20 protein-coding genes are annotated in these 21,740 nt (G+C 38.9%); all 20 read right to left on the bottom strand.

Annotated elements, in window-relative coordinates; translation table 11 throughout:
• Positions 1-352 precede the first annotated feature (352 nt).
• The 20 genes from G602_RS0105295 to glgB all read right to left on the bottom strand — a co-directional run bounded on the left by G602_RS0105295 (position 353) and on the right by glgB (position 21,692).
• Complete coding sequence (locus G602_RS0105295) at positions 353-904, bottom strand: Fe-S-containing hydro-lyase (RefSeq protein ID WP_026658028.1); 552 nt, start codon at positions 902-904, stop codon at positions 353-355.
• 107 nt (positions 905-1,011) lie between these two features.
• On the bottom strand, positions 1,012-1,854 hold the full coding sequence (locus G602_RS0105300; protein WP_026658029.1) for a fumarate hydratase: 843 nt from the start codon (positions 1,852-1,854) through the stop codon (positions 1,012-1,014).
• Between the two features lie 44 nt (positions 1,855-1,898).
• A complete protein-coding gene (locus G602_RS0105305; RefSeq protein ID WP_026658030.1) occupies positions 1,899-2,306 on the bottom strand; it encodes an HIT family protein in 408 nt (135 codons plus the stop codon).
• Positions 2,303-2,965, bottom strand: a complete 663-nt coding sequence (locus tag G602_RS25325) for a rhomboid family intramembrane serine protease (protein WP_049945070.1) — start codon at positions 2,963-2,965, stop codon at positions 2,303-2,305. The genes G602_RS0105305 and G602_RS25325 overlap by 4 nt, the downstream gene beginning before the upstream one ends.
• A 2-nt stretch (positions 2,966-2,967) precedes the next feature.
• Positions 2,968-3,969, bottom strand: coding sequence for an SCP2 sterol-binding domain-containing protein (locus tag G602_RS0105315; protein WP_026658031.1), 1,002 nt, complete (start codon positions 3,967-3,969; stop codon positions 2,968-2,970).
• Positions 3,970-4,032: 63 nt separating this feature from the next.
• Positions 4,033-5,391 (bottom strand): DUF6382 domain-containing protein, encoded by a 1,359-nt coding sequence (locus G602_RS0105320; protein WP_026658033.1) that lies wholly within the window; start codon positions 5,389-5,391, stop codon positions 4,033-4,035.
• Positions 5,392-5,394: 3 nt separating this feature from the next.
• Complete coding sequence (locus G602_RS0105325) at positions 5,395-5,877, bottom strand: hypothetical protein (RefSeq protein ID WP_026658034.1); 483 nt, start codon at positions 5,875-5,877, stop codon at positions 5,395-5,397.
• The gene (locus G602_RS28610) at positions 5,864-6,319 is read right to left on the bottom strand and encodes a prepilin peptidase (protein ID WP_026658035.1); all 456 of its coding nucleotides are present in this window, start codon (positions 6,317-6,319) and stop codon (positions 5,864-5,866) included. The genes G602_RS0105325 and G602_RS28610 overlap by 14 nt, the downstream gene beginning before the upstream one ends.
• Before the next feature lie 33 nt (positions 6,320-6,352).
• Complete coding sequence (locus G602_RS0105335) at positions 6,353-7,234, bottom strand: hypothetical protein (protein ID WP_155829696.1); 882 nt, start codon at positions 7,232-7,234, stop codon at positions 6,353-6,355.
• Between the two features lie 80 nt (positions 7,235-7,314).
• Positions 7,315-8,730, bottom strand: coding sequence for a DUF5702 domain-containing protein (locus tag G602_RS0105340; protein ID WP_026658038.1), 1,416 nt, complete (start codon positions 8,728-8,730; stop codon positions 7,315-7,317).
• Between the two features lie 7 nt (positions 8,731-8,737).
• Positions 8,738-8,980, bottom strand: coding sequence for a Flp1 family type IVb pilin (locus G602_RS25335; protein WP_330369040.1), 243 nt, complete (start codon positions 8,978-8,980; stop codon positions 8,738-8,740).
• A 56-nt stretch (positions 8,981-9,036) separates the two neighbouring features.
• Positions 9,037-10,521: a type II secretion system F family protein gene (locus G602_RS0105350; RefSeq protein ID WP_026658039.1), complete on the bottom strand. Its 1,485-nt coding sequence runs from the start codon at positions 10,519-10,521 to the stop codon at positions 9,037-9,039.
• 12 nt (positions 10,522-10,533) lie between these two features.
• Complete coding sequence (locus G602_RS0105355; RefSeq protein ID WP_049945071.1) at positions 10,534-11,259, bottom strand: type II secretion system F family protein; 726 nt, start codon at positions 11,257-11,259, stop codon at positions 10,534-10,536.
• Entirely contained in the window at positions 11,234-12,424 is a 1,191-nt protein-coding gene (locus G602_RS0105360; protein WP_044931210.1) for a CpaF family protein, read from the bottom strand. The genes G602_RS0105355 and G602_RS0105360 overlap by 26 nt, the downstream gene beginning before the upstream one ends.
• A 40-nt stretch (positions 12,425-12,464) precedes the next feature.
• Positions 12,465-13,424: a hypothetical protein gene (locus tag G602_RS0105365; protein ID WP_155829698.1), complete on the bottom strand. Its 960-nt coding sequence runs from the start codon at positions 13,422-13,424 to the stop codon at positions 12,465-12,467.
• Between the two features lie 17 nt (positions 13,425-13,441).
• A complete protein-coding gene (locus G602_RS0105370) occupies positions 13,442-13,873 on the bottom strand; it encodes a prepilin peptidase (RefSeq protein WP_026658043.1) in 432 nt (143 codons plus the stop codon).
• Positions 13,874-14,225: 352 nt separating this feature from the next.
• On the bottom strand, positions 14,226-14,702 hold the full coding sequence (gene fliS, locus G602_RS0105375; RefSeq protein ID WP_026658045.1) for a flagellar export chaperone FliS: 477 nt from the start codon (positions 14,700-14,702) through the stop codon (positions 14,226-14,228).
• A gap of 26 nt (positions 14,703-14,728) precedes the next feature.
• On the bottom strand, positions 14,729-16,444 hold the full coding sequence (locus G602_RS28615; protein WP_049945072.1) for a flagellin N-terminal helical domain-containing protein: 1,716 nt from the start codon (positions 16,442-16,444) through the stop codon (positions 14,729-14,731).
• 23 nt (positions 16,445-16,467) lie between these two features.
• A complete protein-coding gene (locus tag G602_RS0105385; RefSeq protein WP_026658046.1) occupies positions 16,468-19,575 on the bottom strand; it encodes a DUF6240 domain-containing protein in 3,108 nt (1,035 codons plus the stop codon).
• Positions 19,576-19,673: 98 nt separating this feature from the next.
• The gene (glgB, locus tag G602_RS25350) at positions 19,674-21,692 is read right to left on the bottom strand and encodes a 1,4-alpha-glucan branching protein GlgB (protein ID WP_081675844.1); all 2,019 of its coding nucleotides are present in this window, start codon (positions 21,690-21,692) and stop codon (positions 19,674-19,676) included.
• Positions 21,693-21,740: the final 48 nt, after the last annotated feature.

Below are 21,740 nucleotides of genomic sequence, written 5' to 3' on the forward strand. Positions count from 1 at the left end.
CCTGTATTTTGACCATTAACTATTAAATTCCGAGGTTTCTGCGGAGCAGAAACTTCCATTTCATAATAAAAAAGCCGGAGTTCTGCGTAGTTGGATGACTTTCATACCTACTCTCTTAGGGGTGGAATTCACTAACTCTTAACAGGACAATGTGAACTCGACTTCTGATTGTCATACGCATTTTTCCGACTTTTGTGCTATTATAGCCGTAAATGTGGATAAAATCCATCATTTTTGTAAAAAGAAAACTCCACCCCGTGGAATTTACTCCTACAAGGTGGAATTTACTCTTACAAAGTGGAATTAACTATTACAAGTCACCTAAATAATATTCATTATAAAAATTGGCCTTTTATTCAAGACAGTATTCTTTTATAGCAGTATCATACAGATTGTTTCCCTGACTATCAATAACAACTATGGCAGGAAAGTCCTTTACTTCCAGTTTTCTAATTGCCTCTGTGCCAAGATCATCATACGCTATAACTTCAGATTTGATTATAGCTTTTGAAAGAAGCGCTCCTGCTCCTCCGATTGCAGCAAGGTATACCGCTCCGTTTCTTTTAATTGCTTCTATAACCTCATTTGATCTTTTGCCTTTACCAACCATTCCTCTGAGTCCCATATCAAGCAGCCGGGGAGCATATTTATCCATACGACTTGCCGTAGTCGGTCCGGCAGATCCGATAGGCCTTCCTTCCCTTGCTGGAGACGGTCCCATGTAATATATAATATTTCCTTCCATGTTGAGCGGAAGTTCTTCACCCTTATCAAGAGCCTCATTCATTCTCTTGTGAGCTGCGTCTCTGGCTGTATATATTATTCCTGTAATATATACCATATCTCCACTTCGTAAAGACTTTGCGGTATCCAAATCTAATGGTGCTACAATTTTTCTTTCCATAAATTAGCGTCCTTATAACTCCATATTATATAGAAGTATCCCAATTTACTTTTCTAAAAATATAATACTTTCTTCTATATATAGTATATTTTCTAATTTTCTATCCTTTATAATACAACATTTCGATGTCTGTTTACATGGCAGCATATATTAACCGCTACAGGTAATCCTGCAATATGTGTGGGATAAGTATTTATATTTACAGCAAGTGCAGTAACTGTTCCTCCGAGTCCGCCCGGTCCGATTCCGCTCTTGTTTATTTTATCAAGAATTTCTTTTTCCATTTCCATCACATAAGGTATTTCTGAATGCTCACCAACTTTTCTTGTAAGTGCCTCCTTGGCCATAAGCGCGCTCTTCTCAAAGGTTCCGCCTATACCAACTCCCACTACCATTGGAGGACACGCGTTCGGACCTGCGTCCTTCACAGCCTGAATAATTGCATTCTTTACGCCTTCTTCACCATCTGCAGGTTTAAGCATAAATACTCTGCTCATATTTTCACTGCCAAATCCTTTAGGTGCTATAGTGATTTCAACCTTGTCTCCGGGCACAATATTATAATGAATAACTGCAGGTGTGTTGTCTCCGGTATTCTCCCTGATAAGAGGATCCTTTACTACAGATTTTCTCAGATACCCTTCTATATATCCCTGTCTTACCCCTTCGTTTATGGCATCTGTCAGAAGTCCGCCCTCAAAATGTACATCCTGCCCGATATCGACAAAAAACACTGCCATTCCGGTGTCCTGGCATATGGGTATCTGTTCCTCCCCTGCTATTTTGAGATTTTCCTCCAGCTGCTCAAATATACGTTTTCCAAGTTCCGACTTCTCATTTTCCCTACCATTTTTAATAGCTTCTATCATGTCTGGAGATAGCCGGTAATTTGCGTCAATGCATAACTCTTTTACAGCAGTTGTTATTTCTGATACGTTAATAGTTCTCAAAACATTCCTCCGAAATCGACAGTGTTCATTTTGTGTTACATTTCTTATTTTAATAAATCACAAAGATCTTTTAACTCTTCTGCAGATGGCTCTGTAGGATTCCATAATATATGCTGTCCATCGTTTTCATATCTCGGAATTATATGAAGATGGAAGTGATGAACTGTCTGTCCTGCTGCCGCACCATTATTCTGAACGAGATTCACTCCATCTGCGGAAAGTTTATTCTTTAATGATTCTGCAAGTTTCTTTGCAAGTTTCATTGCATCAGCCGCAACATCCTCGGGAAGCTCAAATAAATCGGCATAATGATCCTTAGGCAAGATGAGACAATGACCCTTTGTAGCCGGTCCGTTATCCAGTATTACATTAAATTTGTCATCCTCATAAATTGAATTAGTGGGGATTTCTCCGTTGGCGAGTTTACAGAAAATGCAATTTGAATCTTTCATAACCATTCCTCCATAGTATAATTTTTTCTTCCTGCTATTGTAATAAACAGGGTTATCAGAATTCCTCCGATAAGCCCTCCTATATGGGCTGCATTATCAATATTATCAGCAGTAAAGCCGCTATAAACTGAAAGAGCTATCATAAGTCCCAGTCTCAGCATGAGATTAGAACCTTTTCTGAGTTTTTTCCTTCCAAAAAAGACAATTACGACAACAGCACCTACCACGCCAAATACCGCACCGCTAGCTCCTATGGCAGGGATAAATTGTCCGGTAAGGCAGTCATAATAGGTGCTTACAAGATTTCCTGCTATACCTGATAAAAAATACAAAATTACATATGGTATATGACCTATATCATGTTCCACGTTTGCACCTACAAAAAACAATGCAAGCATATTGCTAAATAAATGTTCCAGGTCACTGTGCAAAAACATGGAGGTAATAATCCTGTAATAGTCTAAACCTGCTACCAGCAGATCACTTCTGTGATCATACTTAGCAACAAAAGTATTACCTGCTGCCAGGCTATATATAAATATAACGATATTCAGTATAATAATTATCGTATTTATATATGATGTCTTTAAAATAGAAATCTGTTTATTCCAAAAGGCTTCTGTTATTTCTCTTTCTTCATCATTCTCTGATCTGTTCAAAATCACTTAAATTCAAACAGCTGGTCCATACTTCTAAGCAGTTTGAAATCTCCCTTCATCTTGAGATTACCTTCCATGAAGGCTCTCTGGAATGTCAGTCTTCCGGAAACAATCTGTTCAAGAATTGTAGTGTTCATCGAAACATGCACACTGCATTCCGATGCTTCACCCAGTTTACAGTCAATGTTCTGGTTGTCTATCTTAATCATTATGTTTTTATCTTTTACCTGATCAAGAAGAGACACCTGATAAATTGCATGTATTCCTGCTACAGGTTTGAAGTGTTTCTTAAACCCGCCTACGAAATCAGCAGCATGCTCTGCGGCATGGTCTTTCTCCATCTTATCCCTGAAAATGCTGCTGAGTTCCTGTATATCCTCTTTCTGCTTCTGAACATATTCCTGATTAGAAACATAATGGGACAGCTGCTCCGTCTCCTGGGGGGTAAGATCTGTAATCTTTGTTATGGAAACACGGTTCTTTACTGCCTGATTGCTGGTAGGAAGAGACTCCATCTTCTGATTCATATTACGATAGATATTCTCAGCCTTTTTCTCAATAAGATTCTGGTAGTTCTCATTTCTCTCAAAGGTAGATGTATCCGCAATATATCCGCAAATACCATCAAGTGGAATTCCCCCAAGTATTTCCCATGCAGAAGCAAGTTCCATCATCCCTTCACGCTCGCCGTGAGTAGTGGACATTACTATGGGCGCCATATATAAGCGGGAAAGTTTCTCTTTGTCACCATATAACCAGCAGGCATCCAGAAACTGGTGCATATATCCACCGACACCAAACCATTCGACAGTTGATGCCAGTATAATTCCGTCTGCGTTTTTTATTGTTCCGGGAAGAGCAGTGATTCCGTTTTTATGTTCAAAAAGATTAAACTGTTCCACCTGCACATTAAGTTCTTTAAAGACTTCCGTCATTTTGGAAAGGACCAGAAGTGTGGGGTCGTCAATAATTCCTCTTCCCCCGTAGTAAATATTGATTTTCATACCGCACTCTCCATGTGAAATTCAACCAAACTAATGCTTATTATAACATAATTCTCATATGTTTTAGCGGTATGCATATACACATTTTCCAAATGAAATCTCATCATCTTCTTTAAGAGATATTTCTTCATTTGGCATAAGTCTTTTTCCGTTTACATAGGTACCATTTGTTGAGTTAAGATCCTGTATCCACAAATCATCGGAGTTGTTTGGTCTGTATATTTTGGCATGCATCCTGGATACGCTTTTGTCATTCACAATAATATCAGCACATGATGCAAGTTTTCCTATTACTGCCGGAAGGTTTCCCAAATCAATATTGGGCTGATTTGTACCTTCCGCCGCATAGAGCTTATGTAGTCTTCCATTAAAATCAAGCGTTAATAAAACCGTTTCTTCACTCTCATCTTCCACGGCTATATCATCCATATATTTTTTAACTGTTTCTTTTCCTTTTCCGTATGTAGCATCATAGGAAATCACATTCTCTTTAATGGTACTTAATGATTCCTCTACACTTTCCTCATCTTCATCATCTATCTCTTTTTTTGTTTTTGTAAATGCCTTATCGTTTTTCCTAATCTGAATAAGAAAACATGTAAGGGACATCATCGTTGATACCATAAATACTGCTATATCGAGAAGACTTTCTTCATATGTAAGTACATAGGCGTATCTAAGGTACACAAGAGCTGCGGCTACAATCGCAAACAGCATAGCCAGGAGGAAGTGAGTTCCTATAGGAAGCTTTATCTTAATCTTTTTCTCTGAAGTTTTCTCATTTTCCTTTTCATCCGGTTCTTCATCTTCATTGTATTCATGGTCATAAAATCCTTGTGTCTTTGGCATCGGCATCTCATCAATTACAAATGTGTCCTTTTCTTCTTTTCTCTCCTCTGCTACAACGCTCTCCAGAAATGTAAAATCTATTCCACTTCCATCATAGAAAGAATCCAAAAGTTTATAGATCAGTTTGACACCTTTCTCATCTTCCATATCAACATAATCCATTAGACTTTCCACAAATGCCTGGTCAGCATTTTCCTCATGACAAGGATCATAGATAAATAAAAATCTGCCAGTTGAGAGTTCTTCAAAAATTCCATCGGGAGATAAAAGGATATGACAGGGGTCCAGCAGATAGTCTCCAAGATGCTTAGCTGTATAGGACAGTCCCTCAAATAAATTCAGCAATATTTCAAAGGACATTTTTTTCCTTCCGTATCTGTTCTTCAGGCTTTGCTTTGAATCTATCTCATAATACAAATAGTGAGATTCATCCATATTCCTTAAGGAAAATGGCAAAAGACCATCTATTCTGTTATTTTCAAGCATCTTATACTGGAAAAGATTTTCTTCACTTACCTCTGTACTCATTATCAGGTAATTATGCTTTGCATCCTTATAATACTGAATCTCCATCTATCATTCCCTTTCTCTTTTCACATGATTTTCCAAAATATCCTTCGTTCTTTTTATGCGTCTTAAGGTCTTTGAATTATTATGAAGCTTTAGGTTAGCCAGAGCCTCTGATTCCCACAAATCAGGAATTCGGGTGAAATACCCGTAAAGTGCCCGATGATTAGTTGTTATCTTTCCTTCTACGGTTATTTCTTTTCCGCTCTGCCAGGCTTCTATTTCCGGCTCGCTGCTGCCAAAGTATTTTCCTTCTGTCTTCTCTGTGGCATGATCCGTTACGTATTCAGCCGGTGTTCCATATCCTTGCTGTTCGTATAAAAGTGCTGCCCTGAATCCCAGAATATAAACATCCTGAGACAGCAGACATCTTCCGTAAACTAAAAACGCCATATAAATAATCAGAACAATTCCGAAAACTGCTGACGGAATTACAAGCGCAGCTTCAACAGTCATATATGCATCTATTGTTATTCTTTTAAGTGAAGGCAAAGCACATTACCCCCACTCCTGCTGTTAAAAATGGTATAAATGCCAAGGTACTTTTGCCATTTACTTTCTTCAATATGAGAAGCACGGCTCCAACTATTGCAGAAAGCGTAAATCCGATCAGAACTGCAAGAAGTATATCTGTCATTCCCATAAGCGGACCAAGCGAAAGTACCATAAGTCCATCTCCCATTCCGACTCCCTGCCTTGAAATAAAACAAATAGCCACAAGCAGTATCCCCGGAACAAAGGATAAAAAAAGTTCCTTTATTTCGCCATTTCCAATTGTCAGCTGGCATATCCAATAGCAAAAGGACAGTATCATCTGTACAAAGGGAATTGTGATCGGTATCTTCTTATTTTTTAAATCAAATATTGCTGCACAAAAAAGCATAAGCACAGCAATAGCCTTAAATACTAATTCCATTTCATATGTATTTTTCATATTATCCGGTATTTCCTTTTCCTCTCTTCTTATTTAATTTGCACATTCTTTACATGGACTTCTCCCCGCAGCCTCTGAAAGTCTCACGGTTCGTATGGTCCTTTTTATTCCACTGCAATTTCTATCGCTGTGATATTTATTTCCATAATTTGTAATATAGACAGTTTGTCCTGCCCGTTTTCCACAGTACTCACAGGGGTAAAACTTTCCTCTGTCCTTATTTCTCTTTGAAGATACTTCCTTTTTTGAAACAGACTTTACCGAAAGTTTAAGGTGAGAACAATCAAGACTCTTATGATATGCTGTTCCATGTTCTGTTATATAAACAAGTTCATCCTCTTCTTCATTTTCTTCTCCCACACTTCCTCTTACGTCATAGCCTGTAAATGCGTGTCCGTAAAATCTTCCCTCGACCGGAAATTCCTTAAATGCCGAGATTCCAAAGAGAGGGTGCACTTTATATGTAGCAATTATGTCTATGATATCCGAATCGGTTTCAAAAAGTGTCTGAGCAAAGCTAAGTCCTGAGGCGCCATTGCAAATCGGACTGTGATCCAGGCGGTCTTCTCCGAGATAATTCTTAACCATTCTGCTCGCCATAGCGGCGTTAACTGCGCCCGCTACAATATCTTTGTCACTTTCTCCTCCGCCATACCCCAAAAATGATTTCGTGGCAGCTTTGTTTATCATTATCTGGCTGCCTGCTTGATGAAGGGCTGCTTCTAAGTCGCATTGGAGTTTTAGGATGTCAAAGATACATAGAAGATTTACAAAAAAGAATAAGAATATGGGGAGCACTATTGATGCCTCAACTGTCACAGAAGCAGCCAGCGACAGCCTTTTTCTATATGCCCGAAGAAGCATTTTTTCCTTTGAATCAGATATTGACTTGGAATTCTCCGAACGTTTTTCCATTATTTTTTCCATATATTTATTTATTTCTTTTCCTATTTATTTTTTAATTAGCGAAAAAGGCCATCGCTGGCTACTTCTGTTTATTCAAACATTTCATAGCCATAGACACGCTCAATCTCTATTCTTTTGTTGTAAGCTCCATTGATATCAAACTGTGCACACAGGCAATCAACACAATTGTCTATTCTAAATCCCGCGTTTCCTTCGGTTTTTCTTATATTCATCTCAATTATGTCCATAAGTCTTTGGGTTTTCTTATCTTTATGTTCCATAAAAATAAGCATTTTAAGATAGTCCTCATAGCTAAGGCCCGTACCTCCACCATTTTTCAGGTGGTCTCTGAATTCAAGCATATTCTCTATTGAAAGATTCCAGGTATCACCAGTTTTTAAAATAGGGACTTTACCGCCACTTAGAAGGATCCTTAAGTCAGATATGGTCTCTGCAAAAGTCCAGGCAAATATTATTGCCATCTTTATAACCTCCTGGAGTTCGGGAAGCGTGAGAAGTACTGAAGCCGTAAGTGCCAGTGCTTCTGCCTCTGCAAGCTTTGCTTCATCCGTAATAATGTAAGCAAAATTTGCAGCCTCTTTCCAAAGAAATAGTTTTTCAACAACTTTTTCCAGATTCGCGTAATCACTATCTTTTCCTGCATAGATATACTCAAGTTCATACTTAAGTCTGCTATCATCCTTCTCAAGTCCGTAACATCCGCATTTTTCATGTAGATATTTCTCAAACAAAAGTGTAGGGCCAACTCCGGTATCCTCAGTTTCATCAAGTCCTGTTCCTTTATTAAGCGAGCGGTTAGACGCATACTGTGAGGAGTCTATGGCTGCAGCAGATATTTCGTTTATATCCGGAGCTGCCAGTGAAAGAATGCCTATACTTTTCTGGGCTGTTACCTGGCCTGCAGGGTTATCGGCATAATATGTTTCATTTTCCCCATTTCCGTCAGTATCTGCATAATGGGGCTTTGACAACTCTGTTTCATTACTGTTTGCATTCCTCTCAACGTCGGTATCATCAAAACCATAGCTCTTTAGTTCATCGACATTATCCTGAATACTGCCTATTGCAGCTTCGACCGGATCAGCTTCCATGTATTTAAGGATCTGTCGTCTTAGTACAGCCCCTCCGCTGTCTGAAGCAATCGAATATCCTGTAATGTTCACTTGTGACAGTTTAGCAGGCATAAGTGTAGTTCTTCCTGTCAGCTTTCCAATTGTAGTCATTTCGAAATTTTTGGAAAAATAATCAGACAGATGCTCTCTTGTTTTTATAATTGAACCTGTATTTGCCCCATAAGCAGTGTCTATAAAAAGAAGTCCGTATTTATCAAATAGTTCTCTATTATATTCTCCAAGTACAGAGTTCATGGCTATATCGACTGCAAGCTCTGATTTCATCTTTACCGCACCGATTCTTGCACCCTGTAGGAGTGCAAGAATAAGCGCCAGGATTATGGTCAATGACAGCGACAGATACACGGTCATATAGGCGTTAGCCTGTAACCTTCGCCGCATCACTGTTAATTGTTTTAAAGATCTCGGTAACAAGTCCGTCTATCTCCTTTTTGAAAACTATGACAAGTCCAATGAGAACAACGATAATAAGAATTATCTCCACTGTTCCCATTCCTGTTTCATCACTAATGACCTCTTTAATCTTTTCCTTAGTGCAATAGGCCATGTCTCTTGCTCGTGCCACCAGTAAGGAAGCACCTTTTAACATTGTTTCTTTCATTTTTCCTCCTTGTAATAAAAATTTATATAAGTAACACCTTTTGGTGATTACCGCTATCAGAAAGAGAGGTATGCCGGTACCATAATGACAACCATTACAATAAGAAGCATCATTACCATAGGAACCAGAAGTTTTGTTCCCGCTTCCTCACCGAGCTTTCTGGCATATGACATCCTCTCTGCAGTCGCCTTATCCGATTCCTCACGTAGAAGTGCCATCATTTCAGAATTTCCTTTTTTCAGATTTTGCGACAAAAGTGTCACAAGTCTCGCATACTGCTGACATCCACATCGGATTCCAAGTCTCTCATATACACTCATTTCAGGGACTCCGCTTTCAAGCTCCCTACAGCTCTTTGTTATCTCTTCATATAAGAAGCTCTTTTTACCACCTTCCCCGATCTGGGTTTTATACTCTCTTGAAAACTTCATAAGTATTGCTCTTACAGACATTCCACTTCCCATGTACAGAACCAGACGCGAAACAAATGCCGGATACTCCAAAATCATCTGTCTTCTCCTGTCCTCAACCTTCTTTGTCAGATCCTTGTCTCCAAGAGCAAAAATAGAAATGGCAGCAACAATAGAAACCAGTAATATCACAAGACTGTTGTCATCATTTTTCTCTTTCCAAAAAAGTACTACTCCATCCGCCTCGACAGGCAGTGAAAACTTATCCTGTGTCCTTGTAGTTTCTTCTGTTTCCGCAAGAGACCCGTTTATTTCCTGATACAGGATTTCATCCTGGGTAAAGTCCCTGGGGATGACAGTTAAATTAAATACATGCTCCCATTCATATTCTTTGTATTTTATATTTGCTGTGAGCATGACCTTTTCACCCTGAAAAGAAATATCATCGTTACCTGTCCTGCCATCAGAGCGCAAAGCATCGATATTATCCGATTTCCAGGATATTTCAAACGGGAAACCTTTTATCGAATCCGGAAGATACATTTTTTCCTTTATATGACTTAAATCTGTGTTTTCTCCCAAAATCACATTAGAAAGCTCACCTATCAGGGACTTATACATCTGTTCTACTTCTTCCTTCGAATATTCGATTTCACTTACATTCAGCGAGAAGTCTCCTATGCTCTCACCTGTTTCGTCCATGGCAACAAGGCGTGCCTGCTTTTCTCCTTTACCGTAAGTACTTCTTATTATTTCGCCATTGTTATTCAGATTTGATTCTCTACCGGATGAATATCCTGCCAGAAGTGCCAGCAGCGATCCCATAAAAACAAGAATCAACATGGTGCATATTTTCTTTATGTAATACGATGAGAGTTTTTTATTTATATCTCCCTCATAATCCAGTTTTATCAGGTTATCTTTTACATGCCTTCTTCCCGGAGATCTCAGAAAAAATCTGTTTTTCTTAAGGAATCTTCTATAAATGTATGAAGCTGTTTTCATAAACAGTTTTTCTATTCCCGATGGTGGTTCTTCCTTATTTTCCGGAATGCTCTCCTCTGCAGCAAGAAGTGCCAGAAGCATCATGTATAAAGGAATTACCATATATAATACGTATAGGTATTTCATGTAAAACTCCGTCTAAATTTCAATATCTATTATTTTTTGCATGATAATGTAGGCTGCAACGTATACTATTAAACATATAGTCATTACTGTTATACCGAGTACATTTCCGTACAATGGATCAAAAAAACCCGGATTTGTTATGCCAACATAAGTCATTATTCCGAACGGAACCACTTCCATTATCTGTGCTTCCATTCTTTTTGCTGCTATCAGGACATCTATCTCATTTTCAACTTCCATTCTTTTTCCAATGACATCTATGCATCTTTCGATAGTATCCGTCATATTTCCGCCACTTCTCTTTGCCACTGCAAAAACGCCTGCAAATTCCTCAATATCCTTATTTTTACTGCGTTTCCCAAGCTCTCTTATCATGTTTTCTATGGTGACATTATTCTTTATTCCCTGCTCAATGCGCCAAAGCTCAGCACATATCGGTGCACTCTTTCCATAGAGAATATTCATGTCATGTATAGCCTCTGAAAAGGAGTTTTCGATGGAATAACCCGCTTTCTGGGCAGCCAAAACAGACATCATCGCATCCTTGAACTGTATTCCAAGATCGTGATTATCCTTCTTTTGCTTTCTTTCTTTTTGTATGACAAACCATGGGATTGACAGCGGAAACATCAGAATTGATGCAATAAAGCTGCCATAAAAGAGCTTACCTATTATGAAAAGAATAAGAATGTTTCTTCCTATTAGAGGAATATCAAATGCAGTTACATGCAGGTCCAAAACCCGCCGCTTCCAGCTTTGATACACATTCAAGCTCATTTTCGCACCTCCATTCTCCGATTATTTTTCCGGATTCGTCTGTGCCTGTCTCATGAAATTTGTATAATGTCCGAATCTCTATTTCACCTGTCATGTCATTTATCCTTCCTGTTAATTCACACACCTCAAGAACTTTTCTTGTCTTATCTCTTAGCCTTCCCAGCTGAACTATAATATCTATTCCTGATGCTATCTGTCCTCTGACTGCTGATAACGGAATATCCATTCCCATCAAAAACATTGTTTCAAGTCTTGAGAGCATATCCTTAGCACTGTTGGCATGTCCTGTAGACATCGAGATATGTCCTGTATTCATAGCCTGCAGCATATCTACACACTCATCTCCTCTGACCTCACCGACGACAATTCTGTCGGGTCTCATTCTTAGTGAAGACTTAATAAGGTCACGGATTGTTATTTCTTTACAGCCCTCTACATTTGCATTTCTTGTTTCCATTCTCACAATATTCGGTACATGTCTTATCTGTAATTCTGCATTATCTTCGATTGTGATAACTCTCTCATCCTTCGGAATACTGTCTGACAATGCATTAAGAAATGTTGTTTTTCCCGAGCCTGTTCCACCGGAAATAAAGATATTATATCCGGCCTTTACCAATGTCTGTAAAAAGGCTGCCAGATCTTTTTCAATTGAACCGATACTTATAAGTTTATCAATGGTTATAGGATTATCAGGAAATCGTCTTATGGTAATTATCGGGCCATTTAGCGCCACCGGTGCCAGTACTACATTTACTCGTGATCCGTTTTCCAGCCTGGCATCAACTATTGGGGAGGCTTCATTTACAACTCTGTTGCACTTACTTACTATCTGCTGTATCACATCCTCCAGTTTCCCGGGTGATTCGAATTTCATTTCGTGTCTGAAAAGTCTTCCGTCTTTTTCAACGAAAATATGATCTGTTCCGTTTACCATGATCTCCGTAACCTTCGGATCATCAACAAGGAGCTGCAAAACATCCAGCTTTCTTATGGAATAAAACAGTTCCTGGCGAAGTCTTATTTTTTCTTCAAGAGAAATTTTTTTATTTTTACAGCACAGTAGAATTCCCTTATCAATTCTTTCAAACATCTCTTCATCATCTACATCTCTTGTAAAATCCATGCCTTCAAGAATTGTCTCTCTGATTTTTATTTTGAGTTCATCATGCTTCAAGGCAATGTTCCTCCGTTCTGCTTATTCTATGAAGTCTTTTCATATCAAAGCCATCATCCCTTTTCAGTTCTTCAAGGAAAAGATTTGTCCTCATGTTTACCTTGTAGTCATCATCCCAGAGCATATAGATTTCATCACATAAATGAATCATTCCGAACAAGTCACGAACGCCTTCGGAAATATCCAGTATGATATTATCGTATCCGTTTCTGCCCTCTATCTGATTTATTAGCTTTTCATACTCCTTTGCACTGATCATTCTGCTTTGGCAGGCAGAATTTGAAGCAGGTATGAAATCCAATCCGTTATCATGTTTAAGAATTCTTTCAAAATAGATTCCGAATTTGTCACCTGCACATTCTGCAAAGTACATAAGATCTATAAGAGTTTCTTCCCATGCTTCATTACGTATTACTCCATTTGTGCAGAGTGGGTCTGTATTGATATAGATTGTATTTCCTTCGGATGAGAGATTTCTTGCATATGCAATTGCCTCCCTGGTCTGATTATTATTAAGTGCCGGAGTATAAAAGCCAATGACCTTAACTTTTTTCCCCGCCTCATTCTCTTTTCCCTTTACTACTATTCCGGGCATATCAAGACACATTCCCAATATTGCATCAGTAATCTTTTCACTCTTCTGATACTTATCTGTATATCTCGTGTCCCGATGCTGAGCTCCATATTCTGAGCCTTCCTCAGCAAGGCATTTCTCCTTTTCTCTAAGGACAAGTACATGTTCAAATCCGTTTAGCTTTTCCTTTTCGAACAGAGTCTGAGAAATCAGCAGCAAAACATTTTTCCCTTTCTCTGTAAATCCCATAAGTCTTTCAGCATCTGTTATTTCATAGATATCAAAAGGAATACTGAGGTTATCTCTTATATAGCTGTCTAATTTTTTACAATAGTTTTTATCGTTGTCACATATTATCAGAATGTTTTTGTTCATAATCATTTCCTTATATCTTACATACAAATCAGCGCACTGCTTCTTGTTACCAGAATGATACTAATCATTATCGGGACCGCAAAATGAATTGTCTGTTTTGGCTCTCCCGTAATTATGATTTTTATTATTCCCATAAAAGCTCCGATGACGAAGGAACCCAACAAGCATCCGATCATCTCTCCCATCGGAAGAAATATAGATATTACGGTAAAAAGTTTCAAATCTCCTCCGCCTATTCCTTTTACAAGATAAACAGGTAAAAGTATCATCGTGATCAGCGCAGCTTGTATAATTATTTCTGTTAAGGATCTGCCTGTTTCCTTTCCTGCGAAACAGTTAATCATTCCTGCCAGCCCTCCAAGCAATAACCATTTGTTAAATATTTTGTTTTTCAATATATCTGTAATTGCCGATCCTGCTGTCAGGCAATATAAAATCGAAAGTGTCATTCATTTTCCTTTCTTTGAGATTTATAAATATGCCGGCGTTATTGCGAATGCAAAGGAATTGTATCGGGAAAGCGAATGCCGCCGCCGGCATATTTAGTTTTTAATTGCTGATTCGTTGCCGGTTCCATTTCCGTGCAACGCAGACGATATTATCAAAACCTTTTTGATCGCACAACCCCACTAAATACCGCGTTTTTTTATTTCGATTTTTTTCTTAAGGATTTCTTATTTTCATATTTCAAACTAATAAATAAGCCGAACAGAATCATTAAAAAGTGATCTGTCCGGCTATTTGTATTAATATAGGAAGAAATATTTTCAGTATCTAAAATATTAAGGTTTTATTAAATTTTCAAGCTCTATATCCTCGTGATACCAAATTGTCAGTAATACTCTCCTTTAGCAGTCCTTTTCCATAAGTTAATCCTACATATACTTTAGGTACATTAGTCATAATGGCTTCATCATCATTCATCTTTTCAAGCTGAATATATGCTGAGTGCAATGACTGAAATGTTCTGCACACATGCTCCAGCTCTTCATAACGGTTTCTGACTTGTGCTATAAGGAGCTGTCTCTTCTCAAAAAGATATAGTGCCAGAAGGTTTTTACCCAGTTCATATTGCACATTAAGTGAATGAATCAGTTCATCAATGCAGTTCATGGCTTTTTTTAATCCCTCTGCATAGGCCTCCTTATCACTATTTTGGAGTGCATCCCTTGCTTCAGCTACATAATCAAGAACCATTTCATAAAGTATTGTGATCATTTGGGTCTTGTTGGCCATGGTTATTCTTCTTGTATACGCCTGTATTTTATCCTGTGTCATATGCGATACCTCTTATTACCGATCGGTTACTGTAGGAGCTGTAATACCTGCTGAGGTCTTTCATTAGCCTGCGCAAGCATGCTCGTTCCTGCCTGAGACAGAACCTGCTGAGTTGAATATACTGTCATTTCATCGGCCATATCTACATCCATTATTCTGGAATAAGCGGCTGTCATGTTCTCACTTGTAACTCCAATATTGCTGACGGTGTGATCAAGTCTGTTCTGATATGCTCCAAGCCTGCTTCGTATGTCGGAGATCTTCTGAATAGCATTGCCAATGTCCTCAATTGCGCGGTCTGCACCAGAGTGTGGAGCTTCAATTGCTCTCTTATTACCATTTTCCATTATCTCCGCTACCTTATTCTCGTATTCCGTCCTGGCGGCAGCTATCTTCTCTAACTTCTCGTCAGCACTAAGACTGGTATCATTTTCTATATCGTTCTTTTTATTCGTATATCGCTTGTTGGCTTCTACTATTTTTCTGGCGTCATCTGCGTTAATAAAAACAAATGACGAACCTGTTTCTTGTATTTCCTGAATCTCTTGCTCGTAAGCGGCCTTAGCTTCGGCTAATTTCTGACTCTTTTCCAGTTCAGAAAGACCGGGATCATTATTTATTTCTTCTTCCCTTTTCTTGTATTTTTCCTCAGCTTCAACAAGTTTCCTTTCATATACTTTATTTAATATGTTATCTGAAGTAATGTCCTCGTTATACCTATCCTCCTTGACCTTATCTGTAAGTGGATCATAGTATAGCGCATCCATTACAGCCTTTTTATCATCGGCACTCATAGAAGAATTATTTATATAATGTGCGGCATCAATAAGGTCATCTTTATAGGTCCTGCTGACATCAACATATGCGATTCCAAGATTGGTCAAGGTCACCTTTGGAATTCTGATATCCAGAGTCTGTCCTTCATTAGCTCCAACCTGCATAGTCATGGCACCTTTTCTCGTAAGATCCATATCTATCCTGGTTCCATCCAGATTCTCATTAATCTTTATCTGAATTTCCTTGCCATCTCTGGTTGCAAGCTTAACAAGATCACCATCCACAGTCACTTCGGCCTCATACATATAATCAATTTCTTTTTCTCTACCCTGTGACATGGTTATTCTCTTAACAGTAATTTTAGCTGTATCAGTCTTGTACCCATACTCATCTAAAAGAGTTACATCTCCGGTATTCTTATCGTATTCACAGCGAAGTTGGTCTTTGGGGATATAGTATTTTCCGGCATCAATCTCATCACTATAACTGTTTATGGTAACATCGGGATCCGTATCGCTATCAACAGTAGCATATCCCCTATAGTCGAAGGTGCCATCCAGAAGGTTTTGTCCATTAAACTCTGTTGCCTCTGCAATTCTTGTGACTTCGTCTTTGAGCTGAGTAATCTCTTCCTGGATTATCTTAAGATCTGAATCACTGTTTGTTCCATTTGCAGCCTGAATAGCAAGCTCACTCATTCTTTGAAGGATATCGTGAACCTCAGTAAGAGTTCCGTCTGCAGTCTGAATAACTGATATGGCATCACCGGAGTTGCCCTTTGCAACTCCAAGACTTTTTATCTGCGCGTTCATTCGTCTGGAGATAGCAAGTCCTGAAGGGTTGTCCTTCGCATTTGCTATCTTCAGACCACTGGAAAGTCTCTCAATAGATTCCGCAAGCTTGTTGTCATTTGCAACAAGTGCATTGTTCGCTATCATTGCTGAAATATTATAGTTTACCTGCATGATGACCTCCGATCTCTTTATGCCTAAACTGATTGTACAAAAATCTCTGCCATCCTTAGCAATGTGCGATTTTCGAAAACTCCATTTTCCGATCCTGCTATCGCAGAACCTGCTTCCTGTCTGCGATAGAAGATGCCAATATCTGTACTTTTTACTTCCAAATCAGGCTCATTTTCTTTTAGCCTGTTAACAAATCTCTCTCTTACTTCCGACATATACTCAGCAAGTTCACTGTTATTTGGATACGATGCTGCTAATGCCCCTTTTACTGTTCTGTCATTTATTGTCATTGCCATGGATATATGTCCATAGTCCTGTGTTTCAAGCTCTGCCTCCATCTTTTTTCCGTCTGTGAGGCTTTCCCTTAATGTCACATGCATGGATACCAGTCTTCCATCTACTTCTACAGGTATTTCAAAACTGTTTTGCCTTGCAAGTCCTGCTGCCACAGAGAGCTGTTTCTTCATGAGATGAATTGACCTGACATCAATATATGTATCCGCTTCGTAGGTTAGCATTTCATCAAGCTGCCTTGCCAATTCCTCAATGTTTTCCTCGTAAGAGCTTTCATAATCATCTTCATCTATCAGATCTTCCAGCATTTTTTGTCTTGTTTCCTTAAAGGCCAGCTTTGCTATCTTTTCCGCACGATCCCAGACAGATACTTCGCGACCTTTTCTTCCTGCTTTAAGATTTAAATATGCCTGGACGTTTTCAATATTTGCTTCTATACCGAATCTACTCAATTCTTCGGTTGCTTCACCGGAAATCTGAGTTCTGGCAAACTTTCTGATATTATCTGCTTTCTCACTTATATATTGATTTTCAGTTTTTATGCTTTCTTCAGTTTCTCTTACTTCCTCAAGCTTTTCTGCCAGTTCATCAAGAAGCATTTCTTCGTTTGCATTTGCCTCGTGAAGCTTCTCCGGCTCCAGATTGTCATATACGACATCAGCCTTTTCACTGTAATAGACAAATGCTGATTCTATTTGTGATGAAATTGAGCGCGAGCCTGTATCAACTGCTTCTAATCCGCCAAAGCCATCATCTACCTTAACGTCTATTCCTCTTTTGCTTACTTTTGCTGTCCTTGTAGCCTGAAGGAGATTTTCTATTGTCATCTCAGCTCCTGTTTCAAGAACATTTCCGATAGCTGCGTTATCTGTTACCTTCAAAGTGTGGAAAAGTCTGTATATTCCTATGTATGATTCTCTCTCTTCAGGTGTTATTTCGGCATTTTTCTCAAGTTTATAAAGGAATTTGGCATACTTTTCTTCCTGCTTTGATGAGTCCTTATCCTGCCTTGATAGTTCACTTCCAAGTTCGTCCAGAGTCATCTTTAGAGGATTATGTCCATCCCTTATCATATTTAGCACAGCGCCAGGTTTTAGTTTTGATACTACAATTAAAAGCTTTTCATCGACCGTTCTTACACGCTCGATATTTTCTTCTGAAATTTCCATCCGGTTATATCCCAGAATTCTTGCTGCTCTTTTATTTTGTTCATTCGCCTCTAATCCGGCATCTTTAAGCAACTCATCAATATTTCTGAAAGCTTTTTTAATGTTATCTCCCAGATCTGCTCTTACCTCAGTTCCAACTGCCTCATAGGTTGCACCGGCTTGCTCATATTTATGTTTTAAATTTTTTCCTGTTTCATAGATACTCTCAAAGTCTTCTGCTCTTACATTTTCTATTTGTCCTATGAAGGCAACAGGAAAGCTTTTAATCTCTGAAACTTTTTGTGTTGTCTCTTCAAACAATAAATATTTTTCAGAATTATCTTCCTTAAAAAGGTCTTTGCTGAGAGCCTCTATTTCATTTTTTAATGCTTCAATTACATCACTTATTGGCTTTGTTTCCAGCTTAAAGCCCTTATCAATTAAACGCAGATTAGCAGAAACCGTCATGGACAGCCTGATTTCCTCCAGCTGTTTTCTTGCTGTCAGAGCCTGTTTTTGCTGCTCAGCATTTAGCGGTAATATTTCACCTGTGGTATGATCTGCTTTTTTTGTATACTCACCCGCATCAATTATCTTTTGTGCTTTGTCCAGATTATCAATATTGACCACCTTTGCTTCGCCTATTACCTTCTCTATTGATTCAAAACTGAGGTGGTCTACTTTTTCTGCAATCTCAATTGCTTTCTCAATATTATTTTCCTGCTCGTCTGTATATCCTGATACTCCGGAATTCTTGTTAGAAATAGCTGTCGCTGCAGAGCTAACGATTTCCTTCTCACTCATTGGTAAAGGCAGCGCTTTTATCTCCATGACTTTCTGAATATTTTCTCTTGTAAGCGGAATAGAATCCTCTATCATCCATCTTGAACTGTCCAGTACTTCTTCATCCGACGGATCATATCCTGCGTCCTTAATTATTCTCTCAGCCTGATCTTTTACAGTTTCCCAATCAAGTCTGTCTGCCTTCTGGGCATAATATCCCTCTGTCTCAAGTGCTATAAATGTTCCGCCATTTCTATCCTGTCCGTTTGTTGCATGCTCTGCCATATATATGTTTTCCATGGTTGGCTGCAAATCATTTAATGTCATGTATTTAACCGCACCATCGCTTACCTCTGTAATATCGGACATTTTTTCTACAGCAGTCATTACTTCTTTTACATTCTCTGCAGTAACAGGGATATCCTTTTCATGAAAAGAATTTGCAATATCATTTGCAAGCCCCCTGCTGCCCGTTATTGCTGTGAGCTGTTCCATGGAAATGTCATCTGTATAACCTATTATTTCGGTTCCTGACATAGCAAGTGTAGCCTTAATCTTATCAAGGATAGTAACCGTTTCTTCCGGATCCATTTCTGAAAAATCAAAGCCATCTGCTGCCGCTTTTGTAAAATCCTCCGAAGACATATTATTTGCCATAAGCGACATATAATTATGACGTACCGCTGCATCAGTATTTTGTGCTTCAGCCATTACATCACTTTTTGTCCTTGCTGATCCCTGGTACGCCTGATTATTAAGGCCACTATTAAAAGTTGCTGCTACTGCACCTTTTACCGTAATGCCCTTAATGTTATCAGTAGTATGTATTTGTCCTGCTTCCATGCCCTTTCTCGATGTTTCCAAGTCGGATTCCATTCCGTTAATTGCCTGAAAGTTCACGTTCATATGCATCTCCACATATTATGAAAAAATAAAGGTGACAAACATTAGCTATGTTTATCACCTTTTATTTCGGATTATTCTTATTGATTCTTTATGCCGGTTTATTTAGCCTTTTTTGATGCTGTTTTCTTTACAGTCTTTGCAGCCGGTTTAGTATTTTCCTTTTTTGTCACAGTTTTTTTCTCTTCTGCCTTTTTTTCTTCCTTCTTATCCTCTGTGTTCTGGAATACGAAAACCTCTGCTCCGTATGGTGGAAGTGTCATCGTAATACTGTAGTCCTTATAATCGCATAAGCCCGGCTCAGCCTTTATACTCTCCGGAATACCTGTGCCACAGCCGGAATACTTTTTATCTGCACTGTCCAAAATGTGCTTGTATGTTCCTGCAAACGGAACTCCTACCTTATAATTCTGCACCTCCATAGGTGTAAAGTTAATGACAAATAATATGTTATCCTTGCCATTAGCTGCTCTTCTATAGAAGCTATAGATACTATGGTCAGCATCATCAGCATTAATCCACTCGAATCCGCCCCAGTCATTATCTACCTCATAGAGAGCAGGATACTTTCTGTAAATTTGAAGAAGATCTCGAACATAGTCCTTAAGTCCTCTGTTCAAATCCTCCTGGAGAAGGAACCAGTCAAGTTCTCTCTTTTCACTCCATTCTCTCTCCTGACCGAAGTCCTGACCCATGAAAAGAAGTTTCTTTCCGCTGTGTCCAAACATAAAAGTATATCCGGCACGGAGATTTGCATATTTATCTACCTTATATCCGGGCATCTTCTCAACCATTGAGCATTTAAGGTGTACTACCTCGTCATGTGACAATGGAAGGATATAGTTTTCAGCATTGTTATAGCTCATGGCAAAGGTCATCATATGGTGAGCGCCTTTTCTGAAATAGGGATCCAGCTTCATGTATTCGCAAAAATCATGCATCCATCCCATATTCCACTTAAAGCTGAAATTAAGTCCATCATCTTCAACAGGAGCTGTAATCCTGGGCCATGCGGTTGATTCCTCCGCAATCATCATAACGTCGGGATATGTACCTCTGATCACACTGTTGAGATGTTTAAAGAACTCAATAGCCTCATAGTTCTTATTTCCGCCATCCTTATTAGGAACCCACTGTCCGTCTCTTTTTCCGTAATCAAGATAGAGCATGGATGCCACCGCATCAACTCGAAGTCCGTCAATATGGAACTCCTTAATCCAGAAAAGAGCATTTGCTATAAGGAAATTCTTAACTTCATTTTTTGCAAGATTAAAGATTTTGGTACCCCAATCCGGGTGTTCCCCCTTACGCGGATCCGGATCCTCATATATACATGTACCATCAAAGCATCCAAGTCCAAATTCATCAGGACAGAAATGCGCAGGAACCCAGTCAAGAATTACTCCGATATTATTCTTATGAAGCAGATTCACCAGATACATAAAGTCTGTAGGTTCACCATAACGGGATGTGGGAGCATAATATCCGGTAACCTGGTATCCCCAAGATCCATCAAAGGGATGCTCTGCAATACCTATAAGCTCAATATGTGTATACTTCATCTCCTTAAGATACTCTACAACTCTGTCAGCAAATTCTCTATAGCTGTAGAAGCCATCCTCTGTTCCATCCGGATGCTTCATCCATGATCCGATATGGCATTCATATATTGCTATGGGCTGCTTATTTAAATCCTTGCCCTTTTTATTATCGTACCACTTGCTGTCGTTCCACTTGAACTTGGACAAGTCTGTTGTTCTGGAAGCATTACCGGGTCTTAATTCCGCATAATTTGCATACGGGTCTGCCTTGTATAGTTTTCTTCCATCAGGTGTATATATCAGATATTTGTATAGCTCGCCAGTACCCACTCCCGGAATAAAGAGCTGATATATACCCATATTGCCGATTCTTTCCATAGGGTACATATCTTCATCCCATCCGTTGAAAGAACCTACCACATGTACAGCTGCCGCATTTGGTGCCCATACGGCAAAGAACATGCCTTTTACTCCGTTTTCCTCGGATACATGTGCTCCTAATTTTTTATAAATATCATAGTGAGTTCCCTGTCCGAACAAGTACTCATCTGCTTCTGAAATAAAAACTGTCTGGCCCATAAATTATCCCCTTCTAGAAAATTTTTAATGTAGTTACATTATAGCACA

The organism is Butyrivibrio sp. AC2005, assembly GCF_000424145.1.
Lineage (GTDB): Bacteria > Bacillota > Clostridia > Lachnospirales > Lachnospiraceae > Butyrivibrio.

Coding starts and splice junctions, on each gene's coding strand:
- G602_RS0105305 (WP_026658030.1), bottom strand. CDS start 2,306: ATGAAAGATTCAAATTGCATTTTCTGTAAACTCGCCAACGGAGAAATC.
- glgB (WP_081675844.1), bottom strand. CDS start 21,692: ATGGGCCAGACAGTTTTTATTTCAGAAGCAGATGAGTACTTGTTCGGA.
- G602_RS0105335 (WP_155829696.1), bottom strand. CDS start 7,234: ATGGAAAAACGTTCGGAGAATTCCAAGTCAATATCTGATTCAAAGGAA.
- G602_RS0105370 (WP_026658043.1), bottom strand. CDS start 13,873: ATGACACTTTCGATTTTATATTGCCTGACAGCAGGATCGGCAATTACA.
- G602_RS0105340 (WP_026658038.1), bottom strand. CDS start 8,730: ATGACCGTGTATCTGTCGCTGTCATTGACCATAATCCTGGCGCTTATT.
- G602_RS28615 (WP_049945072.1), bottom strand. CDS start 16,444: ATGCAGGTAAACTATAATATTTCAGCAATGATAGCGAACAATGCACTT.
- G602_RS0105365 (WP_155829698.1), bottom strand. CDS start 13,424: ATGAACAAAAACATTCTGATAATATGTGACAACGATAAAAACTATTGT.
- G602_RS28610 (WP_026658035.1), bottom strand. CDS start 6,319: ATGAAAAATACATATGAAATGGAATTAGTATTTAAGGCTATTGCTGTG.
- G602_RS25335 (WP_330369040.1), bottom strand. CDS start 8,980: ATGAAAGAAACAATGTTAAAAGGTGCTTCCTTACTGGTGGCACGAGCA.
- G602_RS0105315 (WP_026658031.1), bottom strand. CDS start 3,969: ATGAAAATCAATATTTACTACGGGGGAAGAGGAATTATTGACGACCCC.
- G602_RS0105360 (WP_044931210.1), bottom strand. CDS start 12,424: ATGGATTTTACAAGAGATGTAGATGATGAAGAGATGTTTGAAAGAATT.
- G602_RS0105385 (WP_026658046.1), bottom strand. CDS start 19,575: ATGAACGTGAACTTTCAGGCAATTAACGGAATGGAATCCGACTTGGAA.
- G602_RS0105295 (WP_026658028.1), bottom strand. CDS start 904: ATGGAAAGAAAAATTGTAGCACCATTAGATTTGGATACCGCAAAGTCT.
- fliS (WP_026658045.1), bottom strand. CDS start 14,702: ATGACACAGGATAAAATACAGGCGTATACAAGAAGAATAACCATGGCC.
- G602_RS0105320 (WP_026658033.1), bottom strand. CDS start 5,391: ATGGAGATTCAGTATTATAAGGATGCAAAGCATAATTACCTGATAATG.
- G602_RS0105350 (WP_026658039.1), bottom strand. CDS start 10,521: ATGAAATACCTATACGTATTATATATGGTAATTCCTTTATACATGATG.